Raw genomic sequence first — 22,838 nt, 5'->3', positions numbered from 1 at the left:
GTGAGCAGCGAGAACTCTTCGGCGGACGACGAGCGGCGTGCGGCGGACGACGAACAGCAGGTGTGGGACGTCGTGGTCGTCGGCGCGGGGCCGGCGGGCGCATCGGCCGCGTACGCGGCAGCGGTCGCGGGACGCAGCGTCCTGCTGCTGGAGAAAGCCGAGCTGCCCCGCTACAAGACATGCGGCGGCGGCATCATCGGCCCCTCCCGCGACGCGCTGCCCCCGGGCTTCGAACTGCCGTTCAGGGACCGGGTGAACGCGGTCACCTTCTCGATGGACGGCAGGTTCGCCCGCACGCGCCGGTCCCGGCACATGCTGTTCGGGCTGATCAACCGCCCGGAGTTCGACCAGCAGCTCGTCGAGTTCGCGCAGAAGGCGGGCGCGGAACTGCGGACGGGCGCCACGGTCTCGCGCGTCGAGCAGCACGGTTCCGCCGTACCGGACCGGCGCACCGTCGCCGTGGTCCTCCAGGGCGGCGAGACCGTCCTGGCGCGGGCCGTGGTCGGCGCCGACGGCAGCGCCAGCCGGATAGGAGCGCACGTCGGCGTGAAGCTGGACCAGGTCGATCTCGGTCTTGAGGCCGAGATCCCGGTCCCGGAGACGGTCGCCGACGACTGGCGCGGCCGTGTCCTCATCGACTGGGGCCCCATGCCCGGCAGTTACGGATGGGTCTTCCCCAAGGGAGACACGCTCACCGTCGGCGTGATCTCCGCGCGCGGAGAAGGTGCCGCCACCAAGCGGTACTTGGAGGACTTCATCGCCCGGCTGGGTCTCGCCGGCTTCGAACCGTCCATCTCCTCGGGCCACTTGACGCGCTGCCGCGCCGACGACTCGCCGCTCTCGCGCGGCCGGGTCCTCGTCTGCGGCGACGCGGCGGGGCTGCTCGAACCGTGGACCCGTGAGGGCATCTCCTTCGCGCTGCGCTCCGGACGGCTCGCGGGCGAGTGGGCGGTACGGATCGCCGAGGCGCATGACGCGGTGGACGCGCGGCGGCAGGCACTGAACTACGCCTTCGCGATCAAGGCCGGCCTCGGAGTCGAGATGAGCGTCGGCAAGCGGCTGCTCGCGGCCTTCGAACGGCGCCCCGGCCTGTTCCACGCCGGCCTCACCGGCCTGCGCCCGGTCTGGAAGGCCTTCACCGGGATCACCCGCGGTTCCACCACGCTCGGGGAGATCATCCGGAACCATCCCGCGGTCGGGCGTGCCCTGACCGCCCTCGACCGCCGGCCGCAGGCGGCGGAGGAGTCGGAGGCCTGAGGCGCGGGACGGCCGGCCCCGGAGGGCGTTGCCGGCGTCAGCTCCCGACCGTGATCCGGAACACCGGGTGGTCGGGGGCGATGCGCCGCAGTTCCTCGTCGGACGAGTCGGGGCCGACGCCGCCGAAGAACACGCCGACCTCGGCCTTCCACCGCTTGAGGTAGGCGCGCAGCAGCGGCACCTTGTCGTCGTCGGCCACCTCCACGGCCGTGAACGTGTCGACCTTCTTGCCGAGGCGCAGCTCGCCCCCGCCGGCCGCCCGCATGTTGTGCGTCCACTGGACATGGCCGCGGGGCGCGACCAGATACTGCTCGCCGTCCACGGTGAGCAGGTTGACCGGCGTCGTCCGCCACTCACCGCTCTTGCGGCCGCGGACGGCCAGGACCCGTGAGCCCCAGACACTGAGCCCCCGCCTGGTGATCCAGGCGACGACGCGGTTGAAGACGTTGACGGTGAACCAGCCGGGCTTCTGGACGTGAGTGGACACGGTTACCTCTCGGGGTGCGTGAGATGCGCGGGATGTCTGGAGCGTGGGGGATGCTTGGTGCCGGTGGTGCCGGTGGTGCCGGTGGTGCCGGTGGTGCCGGTGGTGCCGGTGGTGCCGGTGGTGCCGGTGGTGCCGGTGGTGCCGGTGGTGCACGGTGCGTGAGGTGTGCGGGTCGTGAGGCTGGCCGCGAGAGCGGCGATCCGTTTCGTGAGCACTGCTCTCGCTTGAGAAGAGTCTGCACCGGATCGGTGATCCAAAGCAAGAGCGGTGCTCTCGTTTTTGTGCGCCGCTCTCATTGTGGTGGCCAACCGTCGGCGCCGGCCGCCCTCCCGGACGCCGGCCACTCTCCCGGGCTCGCAGGATGGCCGATGGCCGGTGACCGCTGATCACCGGTCGCCCGCCAGAGCGCCGATCTAGTTCCAGATCGCCGATCCATTTCCGGATCACCGCTCTCGTTTGTGTGCACTGCTCTGAAAGCGTGGGACACTGCACCGTATGACTACCGCGCGAGGGGCACGTGCCCGAGCCAGGATCGAGGTCACGGCGGCCATCAAGGACGAGGCGCGCAGACAGCTCGCCGCGGAAGGCGCGGCCAAGCTGTCGCTGCGGGCCGTGGCTCGCGAGCTGGGGATGGTCTCCTCCGCCCTCTACCGGTACTTCCCCAGCCGGGACGACCTGCTGACCGCGCTCATCATCGACGCCTACGACTCCCTCGGCGAGGCGGCCGAGTCCGCCGCGCACGCCGGGGTGGCCGCCGCCGGCCCCCGGGAACGCTGGATCACCGTGTGCGCGGCGGCACGGCGCTGGGCGCTGGACCGTCCGCACGAGTACGCGCTCATCTACGGTTCCCCGGTTCCCGGGTACGTCGCGCCGCAGGAGACCGTTCCGTCCGCCTCCCGGGTCGCGCTGCTCCTGATCGGGATCGTCCGGGACGCCTACCGCGGCAAGGGTGTGGCCCGTACGCCGCTGCCCGGCGGACTCGAGCCCGAGGCGCGGCGGATGGCCGCCGATCTCGCCCCCGATCTGCCGCCCGAGGTCGTGGTGGTGCTGGTGGCCTCGTGGGCGCAGCTCCACGGGCTGATCGGGTTCGAGCTGTTCGGCCAGTTCAACCGGGTGGTGGAGGACCGTGAGCCGTTCTTCCTGCATGCCGCGGAACGGCTCGCGCACGACGTGGGGCTGGTGTATCCCGCACCGGGCGCGAGCGCCCCCTGACCCCTCCTCCGGACCCCCGCCGGAACTCCCCCGGACCGGCCTCCCGGACCGGTCTCCCGGATCCGCCCCAGGGCCGTCCCCCGCATAGGTCCGCGCTGACCGGTGCCGACGACGTCGGCGGTGTCGTACTAGGTGTCGTACTCCGTGGGGAGTACGGGTGATCACCTCGCCCGGCGGACGCCTCCGCCGTCGGCGGCCGTCTAGCGTGACGGTCATGGAAGAGCAGCGCACGCCCGCGGCGCCGACGTGGGGCGGTCCGTCGCGGTGGCGGCAGGGGCCGCCCGGGTGGGACCGCTGGAACGAAGAAGGGCACGGCGCACGCTGGCCGTGGCGTTCCACGCTGCTCCTGACCGTTTTCGTGTTCGTCGGCTCCGGCTTCGCGGCCCATGCCCAGCACGGCGACCGGATGGCTCTGGACCCGCTCTCCCGGGCGCTTCTGCTGGTGGGCTCCGGCCTGCTGCTCTGGCGGCAGCGCCACCCCGTGCTCGTCGTGTTCGGCACGGCCGCGGTGGCGTTGGCCTATGTGGCGGCGGGCTATCCGTACGGACCGGTCTTCCTCCCCGTGGCGGTGGCCTGCTTCAGCGCCGTGCTCGCCGGGCACCGCAGGGCGGCCTGGACGGCGGTCGGACTGCTGTGGGCTGGGCATCTCCTGGTCGCCCACTGGCTGTACCGCCGGCTGCCCCCGGCCGGCGACCACCCGCCTTCCTGGACGCAGGAGATCGCCATCGCCACCTGGGTGGTGGCGGTCGTGGCCCTGTCGGAGCTGGTGCGCGCCCGTCGTGAGCAGTGGAGCCGGGAAAGGGCCGAGCGCGCGCAGGCGGCCCGGCGGCGCGCCGACGAGGAACGGCTGAGGATCGCCCGCGAACTGCACGACGTACTGGCGCACAGCATTTCCGTGATCAACGTCCAGGCGGGCGTCGGCCTCGCGCTGCTCGACTCCGACCCCGAACAGGCGCGTACGGCGCTCACCACCATCAAGGCGGCCAGCAAGGAGGCGCTCGGCGAGGTCCGCCAGGTCCTCGACACCCTGAGGGCTCCGGGGGAGGCGCCCCGCGCGCCCGCTCCCGGGCTCGACCGGCTCCCCGAACTGGTCGAGCAGGCCGCGAGCGCGGGGCTCACGGTCGAGATCGAGGGCGAGGCCCCGCCGTCGGCTCCCGGCACGGACCTGGCCGCGTTCCGCATCGTCCAGGAGGCGCTCACCAATGTCGTACGGCATTCGGGCTCGCGCCGGGCACGGGTGCGGTTCGCGTACGACCACGGCGTCCTGCGGCTGCGGATCGACGACGACGGTCCCGCCACCGGCGCCGAGGCGGGCGGAAGCGGCAACGGGCTCGCGGGGATGCGCGAGCGGGCGGCCGCGCTCGGTGGCACGATCGAGGCCGGTCCGTGCGACGACGGGGGGTTCCGGGTGCTCGCCGTACTGCCGTGGAAGGCCAAGGAGGACAACCGGTGATCCGCGTACTGCTCGCCGACGACCAGTCATTGGTGAGGGCGGGTTTCAAGGCGCTGCTCGACGCGCAGCCGGACATCGAGGTGGCCGGGGAGGCCGCCGACGGCGAGGGCGCGGTGGCCTCGGTCCGTGAACTGCGTCCGGACGTCGTCCTGATGGACATCCGGATGCCGGTGCTGGACGGGCTCGCCGCCACGCGCCGTATCACCGGCGACGCGGAACTCGGGGCCGTGAAGGTGGTCATGCTGACCACGTTCGAGCTCGACGAGTACGTCTTCGAGGCCATCCGCTCCGGTGCTTCGGGCTTCCTCGTCAAGGACACCGAGCCCGAGGAACTGCTGCGCGCGGTACGGGCGGTGGTCGCGGGTGACGCCCTCCTGTCGCCCGGGGTGACGCGTCGGCTGATCTCCGAGTTCGCGGCCCGTTCCAAGGTGCCCGAGTCGGCCGCTTCGCTCAGCGAACTCACCGAGAGGGAAAGGGAGGTGATGGCGCTCGTCGGCATCGGGCTCTCGAACGACGAGATCGCCCGCCGTCTGGTCGTCAGCCCGCTCACGGCGAAGACCCATGTGAGCCGCACGATGGTGAAACTCGGTGCCCGCGACCGAGCCCAACTGGTCGTTCTCGCCTACGAGTCGGGCCTGGTGCGGCCGGGCTGGCTGGGCTGAGGCACGGAGGGCTCCTGGCGGAAGCGGTAGAGCACGGTGGCGACGCGCAGCGCGAAGAGGACGGTGGCCAAGGCGCCTCCCGCGGTGACGAGCCCGTGGACCACGGCGGCGGACAAGTCGAGGACGAGAGCGGGTCCCGTGACGACCCCGAAGGCGACCGCCGCGACGAACGCCGCACTCGCCAGGGCGTATCCGATCTCGACGGTGACGGCGTCCCGCCGTGCCTGAGTGCCGCGCGCGTGCGTCACTTCGGTGCCTCCGCGGTAACGGCCGATGATTTCCCCGTTGTCGTTCATGGTCCGAGTCAACAGCCGTGCTCCCGGCGGGGCAAGAACCCCGCGGCGAGGGCGCGCGGTTCATTGCTACGGTGCGGGCATGGCGGCGGAGCATGCCGAGCGAGGGCTCGTGGACCGGTGGCGCGACATCCTGACGGTGCATGCCCGCACCCTCTGCGAGCTCGACCGCGCGTTGCATCCCCATGGCCTGGGAGCCAGTGACTTCGAGGTCCTGGACCTGCTGGCGTCCGGCACCGCGGCGGACGGCGGCCCCAGCTTCCGCGTCCAGGAGATCTCCGAGCGGGTCCACCTCAGTCAGAGCGCCCTGTCCCGGCTGATCGGACGCCTGGAGAAGGACGGTCTCGTGACGCGGGGCATGTGCGCCGAGGACCGGCGGGGTGTCCGAGTCCGCGTCACCCCGGAAGGGCGTGAACTGCACGGCGAGGTACTGCCGTTGCAGCGCGCGGTCCTGGCCCGGATGCTGACGGACGGCCCGAGGGCGTCCGGAGGCTGACCGGGCCCTCCGGTCGGGCCGTCTGGGGCCCTCCGGTCTCGGGCCCTCCGGTCTCGGGCCCTCCGGTCTCGGGCCCTCCGGTCTCGGGCCCTCCGGTCTCGGGCCCTCCGGTCTGGGGCCCTCCGGTCGGGCGGCGGCGGGCCGTCCCGGAGTCCCCGTGACCGCGTCGAGCCCCTCAGCTCCAGCTGATCGCGGACTTCTCCCGCCACAGCGCGGCCAGCGAGGCGTCGCCCGACACGTCGGGGAACGGCGCCCGGTTCCACAGGGCCAGATACAGGCGCTCGGCCGATCCCGTCACCTCGCAGTCCACGGGCTCGGGTTCGCTCGTGTCCCCGTGGACGTGCCCACCGCGACCGCTCGACGGGGGCGCGGACGACAGCCGTACGGTCCACACCGCGTCCGGGCGGTCCGTGGCGCGCACCCGCAGCACCCGGGGTTCCTCGGTACGGACCCGGCTCCTGTCGCGTCCGTGGAATCCGAGCAGCAACTCGTCGATCCCGTCGGCCGCGAAGTCCGGCGGGACGGGGGTCGGTTCACCGCCGAGCGCCGACTCGGCGTCGACCCGGTGCACGGTGGTCTCGTGCGCCTGCCTGCGTGCCCAAAAGGCGAGGGGCGAGGGTGCGGGCAGAAAGCTCCAGCACTCGACGTCCGGGGAGGCGTCGGCCAGGGTGTCCACGAGCCGCCGGTGTCCGTCGCGGAACCAGCTCAGCAGTTCGTCGTGGTCCAGGTCCGGCAGACCGCCGTCGGGGTGGTACGTCGTGTGCCCCTCGGCGACGAACGCCGTGGCCCAGCGGTGGACCATGCCCGTATGCCGAACCAGATCCCTCACCTGCCAGCCGGGGCAGGTCGCGACGTCGGCGTCCACGCCCGCCTTCTCCGCGGCCGAGGCCAGCGAACGGCCCTCTCTGTCCAGCGTTTCCACGAATTCCCGAATCTCCATGCCGCCGAGTGTGCCTGATGGCCTGTCACCCCACGGCGGCGCGTCGCGTCGTGAAACCGATCAGGGCGGCCGCGGCGGCCAGTACGGCCACGCTGGTGAGTGCGGTCGGCAGGGAGTACCAGTCGGCCATGAACCCGATCGCGGGCGGTCCGAGGAGCAGGCCGCCGTACCCGAGGGTGGAGGCGACGGCGACCCCGCTCGCTCCGGCGAGCGCGCCGGCGCGCTCGATCGCCACGGGGAAGATGTTGGCGAGGCCGAGCCCGGTGACGGCGAATCCGAGGAGCGCCGCCCAGGCCGAGGGCGCGAGCGCGCCGAGCAGCATGCCGAGCGAGGCGGTCGTGCCGCCCAGGACCAGCGTGCGGGTCCGGCCCAGCCGTTCGAGCAGGGTCGTCCCGCTCAGGCGGCCGATCGTCATGGCGAGGGCGAAACAGGAGTAGCCGGCGGCCGCCAGGCCCGGGCGCGCGGACAGGTCCTGCTCCAGATGCAGCGCGCCCCAGTCCGCGAGCGCGCCCTCGCCGTAGGCGGTGCAGAGCGCGATCAGCCCGAAGACCACCACCAGGCCACGGGTGCGGGTGCCCACGAGCGGCTTCCCCGCGGGTCCTTCGCTCCGGGAGCGGTCCGGCGACGGGGGGACCTCCTCGCGGAGCAGGGCGCGTCCGGCGAGAGCGGCGACGAGCAGGCCGAAGACGGCGAGCGCGAACAGATGGCGTGCCGGTGACAGGGATCCGGCGACCAGTCCGCCGAGTCCCGCTCCGAGCATCCCGCCGAGGCTGTACGCCGCGTGGAAACTGGGCATGACCGGGCGGCGCAGCGCGGCCACGAGATCGACGGCGGCACTGTTCATGGCGACGTTGGCACCGCCGTACGCCGCGCCGAACAGCAGCAGGACCAGTCCGAGGACGGGCACCGAGTGGGCGTGCGGGGGCAGGACGACGCTCAGGGACATCAGTACGGCGCAGGCCACGGTCACCGGGTGACTGCCGAAGCGGCGGCAGAGCCGTCCCGTCAGCATCATGGTGATCACGGCTCCGGCGGAGACGCCGAGAAGGGCGAGGCCGAGGGCGGAGGAGGAGGCGCCGGTCTGGTGCTTGATGGCGGGGATGCGCACGACCCAGCCGGCGAAGACGAAGCCGTCGAGGGCGAAGAAGGTGGTGAGGACGATACGGAGTCGGGTCAGGGAGCGGTCCGTCACGACGTTGTGCGGAGCCGTTTTGTTTATCAGTGGCACAAACTCACGTTAGACGGCTCCCACGATCGGGGCAAGGGAGGCGGCGGGCCCGGATCCGAGCGGTACGGCGGTACGAACGCGCTGGTGGGAGCAGGTGGAGCGCACACGGACAAGGGGCGACCGGCGTCCCCGTGCTGCGGGATCCCCTGTCGCCCCCGGCCGCTCACCGCCCGCCGTCCCGGCTGCCCGGGCGGCGAACGGTGTGCGGATTCGGCCGCGTGCGGCCGTGGCCGCGGCTGTGGTGGCCGGCTCAGACCGCCGGTGCCGGGAAGGTGGGGTACTCCACCCCGGAGACGTGCTGGACGACCCGGATGACCTGGCAGGAGTAGCCGAACTCGTTGTCGTACCAGAGGTAGAGGATCGCGTTGTCGTCCTCGACCTTGGTGGCGCCGGCGTCGACGATCGAGGCGTGGCGCGAGCCGATGAAGTCGCTGGACACCGCGTCGGGGGCGCTGATGAAGTCGATCTGGCGCTTCAGCGGCGAGGTCAGCGAGACGTTGCGGAGGTAGTCGAGGACTTCCTCGCGGGTGGTCGCGCGGCCCAGGCGCAGGCTGAGGATCGCGATCGAGACGTCCGGCACCGGGACGCGGATCGAGCTGCCCGTGATGGGGGCCTTCAGGTCGGGCAGCGCCTTGGCGACCGCGGAGGCGGCACCCGTCTCCGTGATGACCATGTTGAGCGGTGCGGAGCGGCCACGGCGGTCGGAGCTGTGGTAATTGTCCAGCAGGTTCTGGTCGTTGGTGAACGAGTGGACGGTCTCCACGTGGCCGCGCAGAACGCCGTACTCCTCCGCCATCGCCTTGAGCGGCGGGACGATCGCGTTGGTGGTGCAGGAGGCGCAGGACAGGATCTGCTCGTCCGGCTTGATCGTGTCGTGGTTGACGCCGTGCACGATGTTGGGGACGTCGCCCTTGCCCGGCGCCGTGAGGACGACCTTGTCGATCCCGGGGCGCAGGTGCTTCGAGAGGCCCTCGCGGTCACGCCACTTGCCGGTGTTGTCGACCAGGATGGCGTCCTTGATCCCGTACGCCGTGTAGTCGATCTCGGACGGGTCGTTGGCGTAGATGACCTTGATCTCGTTGCCGTTGGCGATGATCGTGCTGTTCGCCTCGTCGACCGTGATCGTGCCCTGGAACTGGCCGTGGATGGAGTCGCGGCGCAGCAGCGAGGCGCGCTTGACGATGTCCTGGTCGCCGCCCTGGCGCACGACGATGGCACGCAGGCGCAGGCCGTTGCCGGAGCCGGTCTTCTCGATGAGCAGCCGGGCGATCAGGCGGCCGATGCGGCCGAAGCCGTAGAGGACGACGTCACGCCCCTCGCGGCGCTCGATCTTGTTCTCGCCGGTGGCACCGGAAACCGCACCGGCCGTGAACTCCGCCACGGACAGGCCGCGGTCGTCGGCCTGGTACGTCGCGGCGAGCATGCCGATGTCGATCTGGGACGGGCCGAGGTCGAGCGTGGTGAGCGCCTGGAGGAACGGCAGTGTGTCCGTGACCGAGAGCTCCTCGCCCGCGATCTGCCGGGCGAAGCGGTGGGTCTTGAGGATGCTCACCACCGACTTGTTCACGAGGGAGCGGCTGTGCAGGAGGACGGTGACGTCCTGTTCCCGGTGCAGCCTCCCGATGATGGGGATCATCGACTCCGCGATCTCTTCGCGGGTCTTCCAGTTGGTGAACGCGTCGTCGTTGACAGTCACAGAATCCATCTTTCGAGCTAGGTGGCGCTCATATGGTAACCGGACCCTGATTCCGGTCGTTCATGCGGTGTCCATTTGCGGGCTGCGCGGGGGCTCGCCGCGCCGGCGGGCGGGTCTCGGGGGCGCGCGGGTACGGGTGCGCGCGGCGCGCGAGGGTCGGTGTGCGGGCGTGCGCGGGTGGGGCGGACCGGCGTGCGCGGGCGCGGGCGGCGCAGATGGGCGGGGGTGTGGCTGTCGCACACGGCGGGACTCGGTGAGGGCGCGGGAGCCGCGTGTGGGGGAGAGCAGGCGTGCGGGAGCCGCGTGTGGGGGGAGCGCAGGCGTGCGGGTGCCGGTGTGCTGGGTCACACGGCGATGACCGCGACCCCCGCCTCCTCGAACCGCTGGATCGTCTCGGGTGCCGCCGCCGTGTCCGTGACGAGGGTGTCCACCGAGTCGGCCGCGCAGATCCGGGCGAACGCGCGCTGTCCCAGTTTGCTGGAGTCGGCGGCGACGATCACGCGCTCGGCCCGCTCGCACAGGAGGCGGTTGATCGCCGCCTCCGCCTCGTCGTGGGCGGCCGCGCCGTGCGTGGCGTCGAACGCGACCACGCCGAGCACCGCCACGTCCAGGGTGATCTGCTTGAGCACGCCGTCGGCCAGCGGCCCGATCAGCTCGTACGACTGCGGCCGGGCGACCCCGCCGGTCACCACGATCTTGAACTGGGGGCGTACGGCGAGCTCGTTCGCGATGTTGAGGGCGTTCGTGACCACGGTCAGGGCGGGGGAGCCCGAGGCCAGATCCGGGCGCACGGCGAGCGCGCGGGCCACCTCGGTCGTCGTGGTGCCCCCGGTGAGGCCCACCGCCTCCCCGGGCCCGATGAGCCCGGCCACCGCTCTCGCGACGCGCTCCTTCTCCGAGGCGCGCCGGGCGGTCTTGTAGCGCAGGGGGAGTTCGTACGAGACGCCGTGGACGACCGCCCCGCCCCGGGTCCGTACGAGCATCTGCTGCTCGGCGAGCTGGTCGAAGTCGCGCCGGATCGTCGCCGCCGAGACCTCCAGCCGCGCCGCGGCCTCCTCGACGTCCAGCCGCCCGTGCTCCAGGAGCAGTTCGAGCAGCGCCTTCCACCGGGCGTCCCGCGACATCAGCGCCCTCCATTCCTCGTTCCTTCGCGACTTTAACGCACCCCGCCTGCGCTCGAATGCTTGATTGTGCTCGAAAGCTCGCTATATCTTGCAGAAACGAGCATCCGTGGGAGGGGTACGGCATGACGTACGTCGAGGAAGAGCTGAGCAGCCAGCCCGAGTGCTGGATCCGTGCCGCGGACGAGGCGGCGGCCCACGGAGCCGCGCTGCCCGCGGCGGGGGAACGCGTCGCGATCGTGGGGTGCGGCACCTCGTTCTTCATGGCGCAGGCCGCGGCGGTACTGCGCGAACAGTCCGGGCAGGGCGAGACCGACGCCTTCGCCGCCTCGGAGTTCCCCTGGGGCCGCTCCTACGATCGCGTGGTCGCCCTCACGCGCTCCGGGACGACCAGCGAAGTCCTCGCACTGCTCGGACGGCTGCGCGGACGCACCCGTACGACCGCCGTCACCGCCGATCCGGACACGCCCGTGATGAAGTCCGCCGACGAGGTCGTCGTGCTCGACTTCGCCGACGAACGCTCCGTCGTGCAGACCCGTTTCGCGACCACCGCGCTCACCCTGCTCCGCGCCCACCTCGGCCTGCACGACGACAGCGTGGTCGCCGACGCGCGCACCGCGCTGGACACCCCGCTGCCCGAAGGGCTCGTGGGCTGCTCGCAGTTCACGTTCCTCGGCCGCGGCTGGACCGTCGGGCTCGCCAACGAGGCCGGCCTCAAGATGCGGGAGGCGTCCCTCGCCTGGACCGAGGCCTACCCGGCGATGGAGTACCGCCACGGCCCCATCAGCGTCACGACCACCGGCACCGCCACCTGGATGCTCGGCGAGGCACCCGAGGGGTTGGCCGAACAGGTCCGGGGGACCGGCGGGCTGTGGGTGGACGGCGGCCTCGACCCGCTCGCCGAACTCGTCCGCGCCCAGCGCCTCGCCGTCGCCGTCGCCGCGGCGCGCGGCCTGGACCCCGACCGGCCCCGCCATCTCACTCGCTCGGTGATCCTCGGCCAGTGAAGCGGCCGGGTCGCCCGAGTCGCCGGGTCGCCCGAGTCGCGGAGTCGCCTGAGCCGCTGAGTCGCCTGAGCCGCTCCGTCGGCCCCTTTCTCCACGGAGCAGGACTCGATTCCCAACGCAGCAGGAGGAGTTGTGCCCCTCGCAGCAACCGGCGAGCTGGTCGCCGTGACCACCGAGAGCCGCGCCGCCCAGGCGCGGACCGGCGAGGCCCGGACCATCGAAAGCCGAGCCGCCGAGTCCCGGAGCGCTGAGATCGGGGCCGCCGAGTCCCGGACCGTCGACCCTCCGGTCGCCGTTGCCGCCTTCAACGTCATCACCCTGGAGCACATCGAGGCCGTCATAGCGGGAGCGGAGTCGGCCGGCGCGCCCGTCGTGCTCCAAGTCAGCGAGAACGCGGTCAAGTTCCGTCACGGCCGGCTGCTTCCGCTGGCCCGCGCCGCGACGGCCGCCGCCGAACGGGCCTCGGTTCCCGTCGCGTTGCACCTCGACCATGTGCGGAGCGACGACCTGCTGCGCCAGGCGCCCGGTGCCGGTTTCAGCTCCGTCATGTACGACGCGTCGCACCTGCCCTATGCGGAGAACCTCGCCGCGACCCGCGCCGCAGCGGACTGGGCGCATGCCCAAGGTCTGTGGATCGAGGCCGAGTTGGGTGAGATCGGCGGCAAGAACGGGGAGCCCCCGCGGGACGCGCACGCGCCCGGCGCCCGGACCGACCCCGGCGAGGCCCGTGCCTTCGTGGCCGACTCCGGTGTGGACGCGCTCGCCGTGGCGATCGGCAGCTCGCACGCGATGACGACCCGGACCGCGGTCCTCGACCACGAGCTGCTCAAGCGTCTTTCCGCCGCGCTCGGGGTACCCCTCGTGCTGCACGGCTCCTCCGGGGTGCCCGACGAAGAACTGCGGGCCGCCGTCCAGGGCGGTATCGCCAAGGTCAACGTCGGCACCGCGCTGAACATCGCGATGACGGGCGCCATCCGGGAGTTCCTCACCGCCAGCCCCGACGCCGTGGACTCGCGGAAGTACCTGAGCGTGGGGCGGGAGGCGATGGCCCGGACGGTGGCCAGGCTCATCGGCGTCCTGCGGGGGTGACCGCTGCCCGGGTCATCGGCCGCCTCCGGCGCCCACATGCCGCCACAGCCGGACATCTGACCCAAAGCGGCGCGCGGTGGACGCCGGGCCGGCCGGAAGCAACTTTCCACACATGTGCTTTTGCCCCGACGGCAGTTCGAGCGGGCGGGAAGGTGGCTAGGGTGAACAACCATGAGGAGGCCGAAACGGCACGGCACGTTCGCGGGTGAGCCTTCGCCCCGGAGGCCGCTCGGGCACGCGTCTGTATGCCCCATGAACGCGGGGAGCAGGGGTTTGCGGTGTTTTCGGGGCAGGTCCGGCGCTGGGCCGGCCGCAGAACGGAGAAGGCCTTGAGCGGTCAACTTCTGGCTGATATCCGTATGCCGGCGCGCACCGGCGGCGCGCACCGAGGACTCGGCCCCCGCACACCGCTGGGCCTGATGTGAACGGACTGATCTACTACCTGGCCGCGGCCGTCCTCTGGGCGGGGTTCGCCGCGCAACTGCCCGACCTGCGCCGCCACTGGAGAGATCCGCTCAAGCGGTCGTTCTGCGCCGTCATCCTGCTGTCGGGCCTCTGCTTCGTGCTCGGCGCTCCCCCCACCGTCGCGCTGGTCAACAGCTCCACCGGCATCCCGAACGTGGCGGCGCCGCTCACCTACGGCGCGGTGACCGCGTTCGGCGCGGCCTCCCTCATCCTCATCGTGCACTGGCGCGGCAGCGACCCGGTCCAGGTCCGACGCACGTCCCGGGCCTGGCTGTTCAGCTACATCGGAGTGATCGCCGCCGAGGGCGTGCTGTTCTCGCTGGGGAATGCGCCGGTCGAGCGCCGGGCCGACTTCGACACCTATTACGCCTCGACGCCGTTCATCCGCGAGATGATCGTGCTGTATCTGATGGCGCACATGGTGGCCGCGGTGACGACGACCCTGTTGTGCTGGAGCTGGATCGGGAAGGTGCGCGGCTGGACCCGGGGCTCGCTGGCCCTGCTGGTGCTGGGCTGGCTGTTCACCAGCGCCTACAGCGTCGTCAAGTCCGTCGCGCTGACCGCTCATTGGCTCGGACACCACTGGGACGGGCTCAGCACCAGCGTCGCACCGCTGGTGGCGGTCGGATCCTGTCTGGCCTCGGCCGGGTACATCCTTCCCCTCGTCGGCCGACGCATCGACTCGACCGTCACGTTCGTACGCCTGCGTCCGCTGTTCCGTCTGCTGGCGGAGCCGACCAGCCGTCGGCGCCGCGTCACGGAACTGTCGTGGCGGATGATCGGCGACGTCGAACTGCGGCTCACCACACGGGAGACCGCCATCCGTGACGGCCTCAAGCGGCTCGCCGGGCAGCTCGACGACCAGGTGCGGCAGAGTGCGTACCGCGACGCGCTGGCCGCCGGTTCCTCCGCCGCCGAGGCCGAGGCGATCGGCATGGCCGCGATGGTCGCCGTCGCCGCTCTCGCCGAGGCTCCGGCCTCCGTGCCGGAGACCGGCACCATCGGCATCTCGGTCGGTGACGTCGACGTGGTGGTCTCGGTCAGTGGGCGTGTGCGCCGGCAGGCCGCCGGTTCGCGATCGCTGGACACCGGCCAGCCGTCCCTGCTGAGCCTGTCGAAGGCGGTGCGCACACCGATCGTCGACGCCGCGGTCCAGTCGCGGAGGACCGCGGTACGACAGCTGTCGTGACCGCGCCCGCCCCCCGGCTCCGAGCCCGCCTTCAGACGGCGAGCGGGCCAGTGGAATCCACGAAGGCGCTCTCCTCGGAGGTCAGCGGAGGCCCGGCCAGGGGCTCCATGACAGGTCCCTTGAGCGTGGCGAGCAGCAGCTTGGGGTGGACGAGACGGCTCGCGTCGTCCTGAAGCGTGATCACCTTGCACATGGCCGCGGACACCTCGTACGACGTGGTCGCCACGCGCCCCATCCGGCCCATGTAGCCGCTGAGCAGCCGGTCCACGAGCGTCGGAGCCCGGCCGACCACCTCGGGGAACCACTGGTCCTGCGACGTGCTCATCGTGTAGGCGGCCGTGACGGACTTGGCGGCGGCCCGCTGGACGTCGCGGGAGAAGCCCGGGGCGGTGACATCGGTCTGCCGCAGCTGCCGGCTCAGCGCCTGGGCGCCGAGGGCCGCGACGGACATGCCCTGGCCGTAGACGGGGTTGTAGGTGGCGACGGCGTCACCGAGCACCACCAGGCCCTCGGGCATGGCCGCCTTGTCGAACTCGCGGCGCCTGTTGCGGGTGCTGCGGCTCAGGAACACCTCGCTGAGGGGCTCGGCCCCGGAGATGAGCTGTCCGACGAGCGGATGGCGCAGGTTGAGGGCGAAGTCGGTGAACGCCGCGGGGTTGTCGCCGGGTTCGCCGCCGCGGGTGCCCGCCAGGCTGACCAGCCACCGCCCGCCCTCGATCGGCACCAGGGTGGCGGAACGGCCCGGCCGGGCGGCGGTCGGGTCCGCCTCGACCTGTGTGAGCGGGAAGCCCTCCGCGCCGCGCGGAACCCGGAACAGCCGGCTGGCGTAGACGAGACCCGAGTCGACCTCGTCCGTCGGCACCTCCGTCACGCCGAGTCCTTCGAGCCAGTGCTCGACACGTGATCCGCGTCCGCTCGCGTCGACCACGAGATCGGCCCGCAGGTCCTCCTCCAGTCCTTCGGCGAGGACGCGGACGCCGGTGACGCGCTGGGCGGTTCCCAGCAGGGACAGGGCCTCGCCCCGGCGGACGACGACGGGAGTGGTGCTCAGGACGGCGTCGCGCAGCGTCCAGTCGAGCAGGTCGCGGCTGCAACACGTGAGCATCAGTTCGTCGGTCACGGTCGGCCAGCGCCGGTACCAGCCCTGCGGTCCGAACCCCAGCATGTCGGTCAGCGGCTGCTCGTGAGCTCCCGCGGCGAGCAGCCGTCCGTGCACGTCCGCCACCGGGAGCAGTTCCCGGATGGCCTCGCGGCCGCTGGGCAGCAGGATGTGCGCGTGCCGTGCCTGGGGGATCCGCTTGCGCGCGGACGGTCCGTCGGGCAGCTCGTCGCGCTCCAGGACGATGACCTCGTCCATGGAGCGGAACAGGGCCGCGGCGGCGAGCATGCCGGCCACGCTCCCGCCGATGACGACAGCGCGGCGCGACATGATTCCCCCAGTTGTCATTGGTGATCGGCATCACTCTACGGTCGTACGCGCAGGTGTCCAGGGGTGATCAAAAAGTGAGGGAATTCTGTCCTGGATGAGGAGTGTGCCCGTCCTCCGGCGAGCCGGCCCGGTGGTGGGACTACCGCCCCGCGTCCTTCTTCACGGCCCGCAGGATCACGAACTTGGCGTCTCCCGCGACCAGTTCGCTGTTGCCGAAGAGCCGCCGCAGCTTGAGGTGGTAGCCGAGGTGCCGATTGCCGATCACCCACAGTTCCCCGCCCGGCCGCAGCGCGCGCCGGGCGTCCGAGAACATGCGCCACGCGGTCGTGTCCGTCGTGGCCTGGTGGGAGTGGAACGGGGGATTGTTCAGGACGAGGTCGACACTCCCGGACGGGACTCCCTCCAGTCCGTCGGCGACACGGAACTCGGCGCTCCCGCCGGCGTTCTCCCGGTAGGTCGCCTCCGCCGAGGCCACCGCCTGGAACGACTCGTCGGCGAACAGCACCTCGGCCTCGGGATTGGCCAGCGCGACGGCCGTACCGAGCACGCCGTTTCCGCAGCCCAGGTCCACCACCCGCTCGGCGCCCCGGCTGCGCGGCAGGTGCGACAGGAAGAAACGGGTGCCGATGTCGAGGCGGTCGGCGCAGAACACGCCCGCGTGGTTGACGACGGTGCGGCCGGAGACCGGGCCGACGTCGTCGGGCAGCTGATAGCTGTAGGGCCAGGGGTTGGTCTTCCGTGCGATCCCCTGGAGCGGGGTGCAGAAGATCAGCCGGGCCTTCTTCTCGGCCAGCGAGGTGCGGGTCGGACCGAGGATCCGCTCGAAGAGGTGCAGCGTCGAGGTGTGGATCTCCTTGACCATCCCCGTGCCGACGACGAGGGTCCCCTCGTGCACGCCGGGCGCCAGCCGGTACAGCTGGTCCTCCAGCAGGGCGAGGCTCTTGGGCACCCGCACGAGCAGCACGTCGATCCGCTCGGGCGGCGGGTCCTGGGTCGTCAGCAGCCGCACCCCGGACTCCTCGGCACCGGCCCGCGCCAGGTTCGCGCGCGTGGCCTCCCGCGTCAGAAGAGAGTCGGTGATCTGCGTCGGCCGCCGCTCGGACAGGGCTGTGGTCAGGGCGCCCCACCGGTCACCGACGATCACGACCGAGCCCGTCAGCGCGGTGCCGCTCTCCGCGAGGTGCCGCAGCAGATAGGTGTCCGCGGCGTCCCAGGCGCGCAGCCGTTCGCGGGGGTCCTCGGGGAAGCGGGCGAGTTCGTACTCGCCCCAGGGTGTCGTCATCCGGTCGTTCATCGTGGGTCAAGGCTAAGCGACCGGGCCACCCGGGATGCGCGAGGATGAGGGCATGTCGATGGACGCGGAGCTGTTCCCGCGCGGCAGGGCGGTGATCGCGCCCGGTGCCGTGCACCTCCCGGACCGGCTGGACGCGGCAGCTCAGCGGCGGCTCCTGGAGGCCTGCCGCGGCTGGGCCCGGCCGCCCGCGGGTCTGCGCACGGTCCGCACTCCCGGCGGCGGCACGATGACCGCGCGCCAGGTGTGTCTCGGCTGGCACTGGTACCCGTACGGCTACGCGCGGACGGTGGTCGACGGCGACGGGTCGCCGGTGAAACCCTTCCCCGAGCCGCTCGGCAGGCTGGCCCGTGAAGCGGTCACGGACGCGCTCGGCGCCGACGCCCTCGGTACGGATCCGGCCGCCGTCTACGACATCGCCCTGATCAACTTCTACGACGCCGAGACCCGTATGGGCATGCACCGGGACAGCGACGAATCGTGCGGAGCCCCGGTCGTGTCGCTGAGCCTGGGCGACACCTGCGTCTTCCGGTTCGGGAACACGGAGTCCCGCGCACGGCCGTACACCGACGTCGAGCTGCGCAGCGGCGACCTCTTCGTGTTCGGCGGCCCGTCACGGCTCGCGTACCACGGAGTGCCGAAGGTGTACGCGGGCACGGCGCCCCCGGAGTTGGGACTGACCGGGCGGCTGAACCTCACACTCCGCGCCAGTGGCTTCCCGCCGGAGCCCGCGGGGTAGCCGGGGCCGGCCTCACGGCCAGGCGCAGCCCGCCGCGACCGGACGGGCCGCGCGGGAGCGGATCATGGGAGACTCGCCTTCATGAACGGCAAGGCGGGCCCCCGGACGGCGGGGGATGGCAGCACGCGGACACGGCTCGACCGAGGGCGCGGAGCACTCGGACCGGCGCTGGAACTTGTGCACACCGGGCGCGCCCCGACACGTGCCGTGCTCACCGCCGAACTGGGCGTCACCCGGGCGACCGCGGGCGCGGTGGCCGCGGAACTCGAAGCCCTCGGACTGATCCGGGTCGACGCGCGGCCCGGTGCCGCCGCCGGTTCGCAGGGGCGGCCCTCCCACCGGCTGGAGCTCGCCGAAGACGGGCCCGTCGCGCTGGCCGCGCAGGTGCACGCCGACGGGTTCCGCGCCGCGCTGGTCGGTCTCGGCGGCCGGATCGTCGCGACCGCTCCCGGCTGCGAGACGGTCGACGCCGATCCGGCGAAGGTGCTCGGCTCGGTCGTCGACGCGGGCGCCGCACTGCTCCGCGAGACCGGGCGCCGCTGTGTGGGCGCGGGTCTCGCCGTACCCTCGGCCGTCGCCGAGCCCGAGGGCCTCGCGCTCAACCCGCTGCATCTGGCCTGGCCCGCGGGCTCGCCGGTCCGTGAGATCTTCGCCGAGCGGGTGCGCGCGGCCGGGATCGAGGGGCCGGCGTTCGCCGCCAACGACGTCAACCTCGCCGCCCTCGCCGAGCACCGGCACGGAGCGGGCCGCGGCGCCCGCGACCTGCTGTGCGTGGCGACCGGGCACCGGGGAGTCGGTGGCGCCCTGGTGCTCGACGGGCGTCTGCACACCGGCAGTTCGGGGCTCGCGCTGGAAGTCGGCCATCTCACCGTCAACCCCGAGGGCCGTCCCTGCCACTGCGGAAGCCGTGGCTGCCTCGACGTCGAGGCCGACCCGCTGGCCTTCCTGACCGCGGCCGGCCGGACCCCGGGCCCCGAGGTGTCGCTGCTCCAGCAGTCCAACGAACTGATCCGCGACGAGAGCTCCGATCCGGCCGTCCGCACGGCCATCGAGGCGCTGATCGACCGGCTGGGCCTCGGCCTGGCGGGGCTCGTCAACATCCTCAACCCGGACCGGATCATCCTCGGCGGACTGCACCGCGCCCTGCTGGACGCCGACCCGGACCGGCTGCGCGCCGTCGTCGCCGACCGCAGTCTGTGGGGACGCAGCGGCGGGGTGCCGATCCTCGCCTGCACGCTGGACCACAACAGCCTGGTCGGGGCGGCCGAGTTGGCCTGGCAGCCGGTGCTGGACGACCCCCTGAAGGCGCTGCCCGTCTGACGTTCCGCCCGTCCGGCTCTCAGGACCGCCAGGCGACGGCGAAGGCGCGGCCGGCGTTCTCGGTGAGGATCCGGTCCACCAGCTCCTTGCCCAGGGCGAGTTCGAGCCGCGGCCTGACGCGGCGCAGCAGATACGGCATTCCGGGGCCGCCGTCGACCGAGCGGGCCGTGGCGGTCGTCGTGTCGCCGCCGAGCAGCAGCCGGTCGCCGAAACCGGCGTCCGCGAGGGCTCGTACGGCATCCGGCATGCGCCAGTCGGTGGCGTGGTTGGCGCGGGAGGGGCCGTCGAAGGCGAGGTAGGCGCCCGACGCGGCGGCCTCGCGCTGCACCACGAGGTCGGGGGAACGGTTGAGGTGTCCCAGGATCACCCGGTGCGCCGGTACACCCAACTCCCCGCACAGCAGGTCGAGTACGTCCAGAGCGCCGGTGCCCAGCTCCAGGTGCACGGCGATCGGCGCACCCGTGGCATGGTGGGCCTCGGCCGCTGCGGCCATCGTCCAGCGGGCGTGCGCGTCCAGGGCGTGGAAGCCGCCCGCGACCTTGATCAGGCCGGCCCGGACTCCCGTCGTCCCGATGCCCGTCGTGAGCTCGGCGACGAAGACCCCGGCCAGCCTTCCGCGTATCTCGCCGAGCGACTGCTCGGTGTAGTGGGCCGCTTGGTGCAGTCCGGTCGCCGCCACGACATGGACCCCGGCGTCGCGGGAGACCGGCGGCAGATCCGCCGCCCGTCTGCCGAGACCGTACGGAGTCCACTGGACCACGGCACCACCGCCCTGTGCCCGGAACGCGGCCAGTTCGGCCCCGGCGGCGGACCTGTCCCACAGCTCCTGGCCCGCGAGCCGGGGACTGGCGAAGAAGAGGTGGTCGTGCGCGTCGCACACGCCGAGGTCCTCGGGGCGTACGTCGCCGAGAACCGTACGGACCAGGGCAGCCGGGCTCATCCCTGACCGCCCCGGGCCGGCCGGTCACCCGCCGGGGCGAGCAGGGCGAGCAGCCCCCGGACGGCCGTGTCGAACGCGGCAGGCGAACCGGAGGCCCGCGCCAGGACGTAGCCGCCCTGGACGGTCGCGAGGATCGTCGAGGCGATCTCCTCACCGTCGAGACCGGGAGCGAAGTCCCCCTGCTCCCTGCCCTCTTCGACGACCGAGGCCAGCCGCCCGCGCAGCCAGGTCAGGAACTCGTCGACCGGTGCGCGCAGTTCGGCGCTCGCGATCACGTCCGCGTCCATGGTGAGCCGTCCGATGGGGCAGCCGCGCAGGGTGTCGCGCTCCCGGCGCAGATAGGCCTCGACGCGTTCGTACGGCGATCCGGGCGAGCCGAGGACGTCCTCTGCGGTCGTGCGCATCTCCTCGGCGGTGCGGCGGATCGCGGCGAGGGCGAGGTCGGGCTTGCCCCGGAAGTGGTGGTACATGCTGCCCTGCCCGGCGCCGGCGCGCTCCAGGATCGCCTTCGGGCTGGTGCCCACGTATCCGCGCTCCCACAGCAGCTCGCGGGTGGACTCGATCAATCGGTCGGGCGTGCTCATGAACCCACTGTACATACCAGTAGGTACAGAATCCGGCCGTTCAGCAGCCGGGGTGTGCCGCCTGGGGAAACGAGGGCTCCCGCCTGGGAATCGAGGGCCGCCGCCCGGGGAAGCAGCCCCGGGTGTCCGGCGTACTCCACGGGAGGTACGCGCACGGCCGCTGGCCGTACGACGACGCGGACCCCGTGCCGGGGCGACTCTCGAAGCATCACCAAGAGGCCCGCACGAACGCGTGGCCGAGACGCCGCGCGGACGCGTGGTTCGACCGAGGAGATGACCCGAGATGCAGACCCTGGCGAACTGGGACGGCGGGCCCGGCCCGTGGATCCTGTTCTTTCCGCTGATCTGGGCGGCCGTCGTGATCGGCGTCGTGACCGTGCTGCGGCGCACCGCGTGGCGGGGGCGCCGTGGTCCCTGGCGGGCGACGGGAGGCTTCGGCCCGGGCGGTTCGCTGCCGGCCGGTGACTCGCCGATCGCCGTCCTCGGCAGGCGTTTCGCCTCCGGGGAGATCGACGAGGACGAGTACTGGCGCCGGCTGTCCGTCCTCGACGAGCAGTTCGGACGTATGGGCAAGGGCGGCCCGGTGTGACGGGCGCGAGCGCCGGCCCGGGGCGGCGAAGGGCCGCCGGACGTGCTGGAACGGGTGAGCGCCCCGGTGCCGTACGGCCTCCATGAGCGAGCGGCGTACGGGAGGGCGGTCACCGCCCGGTCAGCCGGCAACGGCCGACCGGGCGGGAGCGTGTTCGGGCCTGAGGACGTCGACGGTCTGCCGGAGCGTGACCTCGCTCGCGACCTCGTACGGCGGGCGCAGCGAGGCCGCCACCACGGGGGTGGACGCCGGAAGCGTGAACCACACGGCCTTGCCGGACTCGCCCTCGGGCCGCACACCCCAGCTCTCGCTCACGGCCGCGACCATCGCGAGGCCGCGTCCGCAGGTGGAGCCGGGGCCGGCCTCGCGTATCACGGGAAGCCGGGGGTCGTGGTCGTGCACCGAGACGGTGAGCCGGTCGAGCAGCAGCTCGATCTCGACGGTGCAGACCTTGTCCGGCTGGGCGTGCCGGTGGACGTTGGACAGCAGCTCGGTCACCCCGAGTGCGGCCCGGTCTATCAAGGGGTCAAGATGCCAGTAGCGCAACTGCGCAGAGACGATTCTGCGGACCTGGCCGATCCGCGACGGCAGGGCTTGGAGCTCCACCGTGCAATGCCTGCTTGGCTGGCTGATCACGGCTGCGACTCCCCGAATTGAGGTCCGGAAGAAGGCGGAGATCGGATCCAGCAGAGTGGCTGAGTGCAACGGCCGCCTGCTGTGATGACCGGCGGGCTGGTTCGCAGCGTTATCGCCGGTAAACCCAGAGTGATGTGACATCAGAGTGACCCAGGGGGCACGGTCCCGCAACTCGCGGTGCTTCAGGATGTGCGGCGGGTGTGGTCGGTGCGCCTCAGCCGTTGCGTCCGGCCGCCTTGCGGACCGCCTCGATGAAGCGGCGTGCCGACGGTGGCCCCGGCCGGCCGGGCGCGGGATCGTGCTCGCCGAGCGTGAGTGAGTACCGCGTGCCGTTGACGTCCGCCAACGCCCGGTCCTCGTGGGCGAACCAGGGTTTCGAGGCGCGCACCGCCTGCACCGGCGCGCTGTCGATCTCGCTGCCGTAGCTGGTGAGCAGTTCCAGCCTGCCGTCGCTGATCCGGACCTGACCGGCCCGGGTCAGCGAACGCAGCCTCTTCCCGATCCGCACGCCCGTGGCAGTGAACTCCGGCTCCGCCATGATGCTCCGCCCCCTTGTGCGCTCCGGCTGTGTTCCGTCGTGACCCAGTGTGCATCCGCGTCGGGGGCGACCGCCCCGCGCGGTGCAGTCTGCCCGCAGGTGGCGCCGAGCACCAGTACGTATGGCGAGGTGGTGGCGGTGACGGGAGCAAAGGCCGGGATGCGCCCCCCTGGACGT

At 72.3% G+C, this 22,838-nt stretch carries 24 protein-coding genes; 11 read left to right on the top strand and 13 right to left on the bottom strand.

The window, feature by feature from the left end; all coding sequences use genetic code 11:
* Positions 1-1,257, top strand: coding sequence for a geranylgeranyl reductase family protein (locus WJM95_RS02630; RefSeq protein WP_339127819.1), 1,257 nt, complete (start codon positions 1-3; stop codon positions 1,255-1,257).
* Between the two features lie 37 nt (positions 1,258-1,294).
* On the opposite strand, the gene WJM95_RS02625 is transcribed toward WJM95_RS02630, so the two are convergent.
* Positions 1,295-1,744, bottom strand: coding sequence for a nitroreductase family deazaflavin-dependent oxidoreductase (locus WJM95_RS02625; protein ID WP_339127818.1), 450 nt, complete (start codon positions 1,742-1,744; stop codon positions 1,295-1,297).
* A gap of 2 nt (positions 1,745-1,746) precedes the next feature.
* Positions 1,747-1,959 carry a hypothetical protein gene (locus WJM95_RS02620; RefSeq protein ID WP_339127817.1) on the bottom strand — a complete coding sequence of 71 codons (213 nt, stop codon included), beginning with the start codon at positions 1,957-1,959 and terminating at the stop codon, positions 1,747-1,749.
* 280 nt (positions 1,960-2,239) lie between these two features.
* Between WJM95_RS02620 and WJM95_RS02615 the strand changes: the two genes are divergently transcribed.
* The 3 genes from WJM95_RS02615 to WJM95_RS02605 all read left to right on the top strand — a co-directional run bounded on the left by WJM95_RS02615 (position 2,240) and on the right by WJM95_RS02605 (position 5,071).
* Positions 2,240-2,956 (top strand): TetR/AcrR family transcriptional regulator, encoded by a 717-nt coding sequence (locus WJM95_RS02615; RefSeq protein ID WP_339127816.1) that lies wholly within the window; start codon positions 2,240-2,242, stop codon positions 2,954-2,956.
* A 214-nt stretch (positions 2,957-3,170) separates the two neighbouring features.
* Entirely contained in the window at positions 3,171-4,409 is a 1,239-nt protein-coding gene (locus tag WJM95_RS02610; RefSeq protein WP_339127815.1) for a sensor histidine kinase, read from the top strand.
* Positions 4,406-5,071: a response regulator transcription factor gene (locus WJM95_RS02605; protein ID WP_339127814.1), complete on the top strand. Its 666-nt coding sequence runs from the start codon at positions 4,406-4,408 to the stop codon at positions 5,069-5,071. Before WJM95_RS02610 ends, WJM95_RS02605 begins: the two co-directional genes overlap by 4 nt.
* Here WJM95_RS02605 and WJM95_RS02600 read toward each other — a convergent pair.
* Complete coding sequence (locus tag WJM95_RS02600; RefSeq protein ID WP_339127813.1) at positions 5,032-5,367, bottom strand: DUF6332 family protein; 336 nt, start codon at positions 5,365-5,367, stop codon at positions 5,032-5,034. The two genes, WJM95_RS02605 and WJM95_RS02600, sit on opposite strands and share 40 nt — an antisense overlap.
* Before the next feature lie 79 nt (positions 5,368-5,446).
* Here WJM95_RS02600 and WJM95_RS02595 point away from each other — a divergent pair, with 79 nt between their 5' ends.
* Positions 5,447-5,860 carry a MarR family transcriptional regulator gene (locus WJM95_RS02595; RefSeq protein WP_339127812.1) on the top strand — a complete coding sequence of 138 codons (414 nt, stop codon included), beginning with the start codon at positions 5,447-5,449 and terminating at the stop codon, positions 5,858-5,860.
* A 175-nt stretch (positions 5,861-6,035) separates the two neighbouring features.
* Here the strand turns inward: WJM95_RS02595 and WJM95_RS02590 are convergent, their stop codons facing one another.
* From WJM95_RS02590 to WJM95_RS02575, 4 genes are all read right to left on the bottom strand, one after another.
* A complete protein-coding gene (locus WJM95_RS02590; RefSeq protein ID WP_339127811.1) occupies positions 6,036-6,800 on the bottom strand; it encodes a maleylpyruvate isomerase family mycothiol-dependent enzyme in 765 nt (254 codons plus the stop codon).
* Between the two features lie 25 nt (positions 6,801-6,825).
* A complete protein-coding gene (locus tag WJM95_RS02585; RefSeq protein WP_339135318.1) occupies positions 6,826-7,992 on the bottom strand; it encodes an MFS transporter in 1,167 nt (388 codons plus the stop codon).
* Positions 7,993-8,278: 286 nt separating this feature from the next.
* Positions 8,279-9,724 (bottom strand): glyceraldehyde-3-phosphate dehydrogenase, encoded by a 1,446-nt coding sequence (locus WJM95_RS02580; protein WP_339127810.1) that lies wholly within the window; start codon positions 9,722-9,724, stop codon positions 8,279-8,281.
* 344 nt (positions 9,725-10,068) lie between these two features.
* Positions 10,069-10,848, bottom strand: coding sequence for a DeoR/GlpR family DNA-binding transcription regulator (locus WJM95_RS02575; RefSeq protein ID WP_339127809.1), 780 nt, complete (start codon positions 10,846-10,848; stop codon positions 10,069-10,071).
* Positions 10,849-10,970: 122 nt separating this feature from the next.
* Between WJM95_RS02575 and WJM95_RS02570 the strand changes: the two genes are divergently transcribed.
* From WJM95_RS02570 to WJM95_RS02560, 3 genes are all read left to right on the top strand, one after another.
* The gene (locus tag WJM95_RS02570) at positions 10,971-11,852 is read left to right on the top strand and encodes a sugar isomerase (protein ID WP_339127808.1); all 882 of its coding nucleotides are present in this window, start codon (positions 10,971-10,973) and stop codon (positions 11,850-11,852) included.
* 252 nt (positions 11,853-12,104) lie between these two features.
* Positions 12,105-12,941, top strand: a complete 837-nt coding sequence (locus tag WJM95_RS02565) for a class II fructose-bisphosphate aldolase (protein ID WP_339135316.1) — start codon at positions 12,105-12,107, stop codon at positions 12,939-12,941.
* 421 nt (positions 12,942-13,362) lie between these two features.
* Entirely contained in the window at positions 13,363-14,595 is a 1,233-nt protein-coding gene (locus WJM95_RS02560) for an MAB_1171c family putative transporter (protein WP_339127807.1), read from the top strand.
* Between the two features lie 31 nt (positions 14,596-14,626).
* Here WJM95_RS02560 and WJM95_RS02555 read toward each other — a convergent pair whose 3' ends face one another.
* Both WJM95_RS02555 and WJM95_RS02550 read right to left on the bottom strand, forming a co-directional pair.
* Positions 14,627-16,024: a pyridine nucleotide-disulfide oxidoreductase gene (locus WJM95_RS02555; protein ID WP_339127806.1), complete on the bottom strand. Its 1,398-nt coding sequence runs from the start codon at positions 16,022-16,024 to the stop codon at positions 14,627-14,629.
* A gap of 139 nt (positions 16,025-16,163) precedes the next feature.
* Positions 16,164-17,318 carry a methyltransferase gene (locus tag WJM95_RS02550; RefSeq protein WP_339127805.1) on the bottom strand — a complete coding sequence of 385 codons (1,155 nt, stop codon included), beginning with the start codon at positions 17,316-17,318 and terminating at the stop codon, positions 16,164-16,166.
* Between the two features lie 58 nt (positions 17,319-17,376).
* Here WJM95_RS02550 and WJM95_RS02545 point away from each other — a divergent pair, with 58 nt between their 5' ends.
* Both WJM95_RS02545 and WJM95_RS02540 read left to right on the top strand, forming a co-directional pair.
* Positions 17,377-18,054 (top strand): alpha-ketoglutarate-dependent dioxygenase AlkB, encoded by a 678-nt coding sequence (locus WJM95_RS02545; RefSeq protein WP_339135314.1) that lies wholly within the window; start codon positions 17,377-17,379, stop codon positions 18,052-18,054.
* Positions 18,055-18,135: 81 nt separating this feature from the next.
* On the top strand, positions 18,136-19,374 hold the full coding sequence (locus WJM95_RS02540) for an ROK family protein (protein ID WP_339127804.1): 1,239 nt from the start codon (positions 18,136-18,138) through the stop codon (positions 19,372-19,374).
* Between the two features lie 19 nt (positions 19,375-19,393).
* On the opposite strand, the gene WJM95_RS02535 is transcribed toward WJM95_RS02540, so the two are convergent.
* The gene (locus WJM95_RS02535; RefSeq protein ID WP_339127803.1) at positions 19,394-20,314 is read right to left on the bottom strand and encodes a phosphotriesterase; all 921 of its coding nucleotides are present in this window, start codon (positions 20,312-20,314) and stop codon (positions 19,394-19,396) included.
* Positions 20,311-20,898 carry a TetR/AcrR family transcriptional regulator gene (locus tag WJM95_RS02530; RefSeq protein ID WP_339127802.1) on the bottom strand — a complete coding sequence of 196 codons (588 nt, stop codon included), beginning with the start codon at positions 20,896-20,898 and terminating at the stop codon, positions 20,311-20,313. Before WJM95_RS02530 ends, WJM95_RS02535 begins: the two co-directional genes overlap by 4 nt.
* Before the next feature lie 283 nt (positions 20,899-21,181).
* Here WJM95_RS02530 and WJM95_RS02525 point away from each other — a divergent pair, with 283 nt between their 5' ends.
* A complete protein-coding gene (locus tag WJM95_RS02525; RefSeq protein WP_339127801.1) occupies positions 21,182-21,487 on the top strand; it encodes an SHOCT domain-containing protein in 306 nt (101 codons plus the stop codon).
* Between the two features lie 120 nt (positions 21,488-21,607).
* On the opposite strand, the gene WJM95_RS02520 is transcribed toward WJM95_RS02525, so the two are convergent.
* Together WJM95_RS02520 and WJM95_RS02515 are read right to left on the bottom strand one after the other, a co-directional pair.
* Complete coding sequence (locus WJM95_RS02520) at positions 21,608-22,123, bottom strand: ATP-binding protein (protein ID WP_339127800.1); 516 nt, start codon at positions 22,121-22,123, stop codon at positions 21,608-21,610.
* Between the two features lie 214 nt (positions 22,124-22,337).
* Positions 22,338-22,661 carry a hypothetical protein gene (locus WJM95_RS02515; protein WP_339127799.1) on the bottom strand — a complete coding sequence of 108 codons (324 nt, stop codon included), beginning with the start codon at positions 22,659-22,661 and terminating at the stop codon, positions 22,338-22,340.
* Positions 22,662-22,838 lie beyond the last annotated feature (177 nt).

The organism is Streptomyces sp. f51 (assembly GCF_037940415.1).
Lineage (GTDB): Bacteria > Actinomycetota > Actinomycetes > Streptomycetales > Streptomycetaceae > Streptomyces.
This window is presented reverse-complemented; position numbering and strand designations above follow the sequence as displayed.

Excerpts from the sequence above, each read along its gene's own strand:
- WJM95_RS02590 (WP_339127811.1), bottom strand. The coding sequence starts at position 6,800 with ATGGAGATTCGGGAATTCGTGGAAACGCTGGACAGAGAGGGCCGTTCG.
- WJM95_RS02575 (WP_339127809.1), bottom strand. The coding sequence starts at position 10,848 with ATGTCGCGGGACGCCCGGTGGAAGGCGCTGCTCGAACTGCTCCTGGAG.
- WJM95_RS02615 (WP_339127816.1), top strand. The coding sequence starts at position 2,240 with ATGACTACCGCGCGAGGGGCACGTGCCCGAGCCAGGATCGAGGTCACG.
- WJM95_RS02535 (WP_339127803.1), bottom strand. The coding sequence starts at position 20,314 with ATGAGCCCGGCTGCCCTGGTCCGTACGGTTCTCGGCGACGTACGCCCC.
- WJM95_RS02540 (WP_339127804.1), top strand. The coding sequence starts at position 18,136 with ATGAACGGCAAGGCGGGCCCCCGGACGGCGGGGGATGGCAGCACGCGG.
- WJM95_RS02550 (WP_339127805.1), bottom strand. The coding sequence starts at position 17,318 with ATGAACGACCGGATGACGACACCCTGGGGCGAGTACGAACTCGCCCGC.
- WJM95_RS02555 (WP_339127806.1), bottom strand. The coding sequence starts at position 16,024 with ATGTCGCGCCGCGCTGTCGTCATCGGCGGGAGCGTGGCCGGCATGCTC.
- WJM95_RS02600 (WP_339127813.1), bottom strand. The coding sequence starts at position 5,367 with ATGAACGACAACGGGGAAATCATCGGCCGTTACCGCGGAGGCACCGAA.
- WJM95_RS02545 (WP_339135314.1), top strand. The coding sequence starts at position 17,377 with ATGGACGCGGAGCTGTTCCCGCGCGGCAGGGCGGTGATCGCGCCCGGT.
- WJM95_RS02570 (WP_339127808.1), top strand. The coding sequence starts at position 10,971 with ATGACGTACGTCGAGGAAGAGCTGAGCAGCCAGCCCGAGTGCTGGATC.
- WJM95_RS02515 (WP_339127799.1), bottom strand. The coding sequence starts at position 22,661 with ATGGCGGAGCCGGAGTTCACTGCCACGGGCGTGCGGATCGGGAAGAGG.
- WJM95_RS02525 (WP_339127801.1), top strand. The coding sequence starts at position 21,182 with ATGCAGACCCTGGCGAACTGGGACGGCGGGCCCGGCCCGTGGATCCTG.
- WJM95_RS02595 (WP_339127812.1), top strand. The coding sequence starts at position 5,447 with ATGGCGGCGGAGCATGCCGAGCGAGGGCTCGTGGACCGGTGGCGCGAC.
- WJM95_RS02530 (WP_339127802.1), bottom strand. The coding sequence starts at position 20,898 with ATGAGCACGCCCGACCGATTGATCGAGTCCACCCGCGAGCTGCTGTGG.
- WJM95_RS02610 (WP_339127815.1), top strand. The coding sequence starts at position 3,171 with ATGGAAGAGCAGCGCACGCCCGCGGCGCCGACGTGGGGCGGTCCGTCG.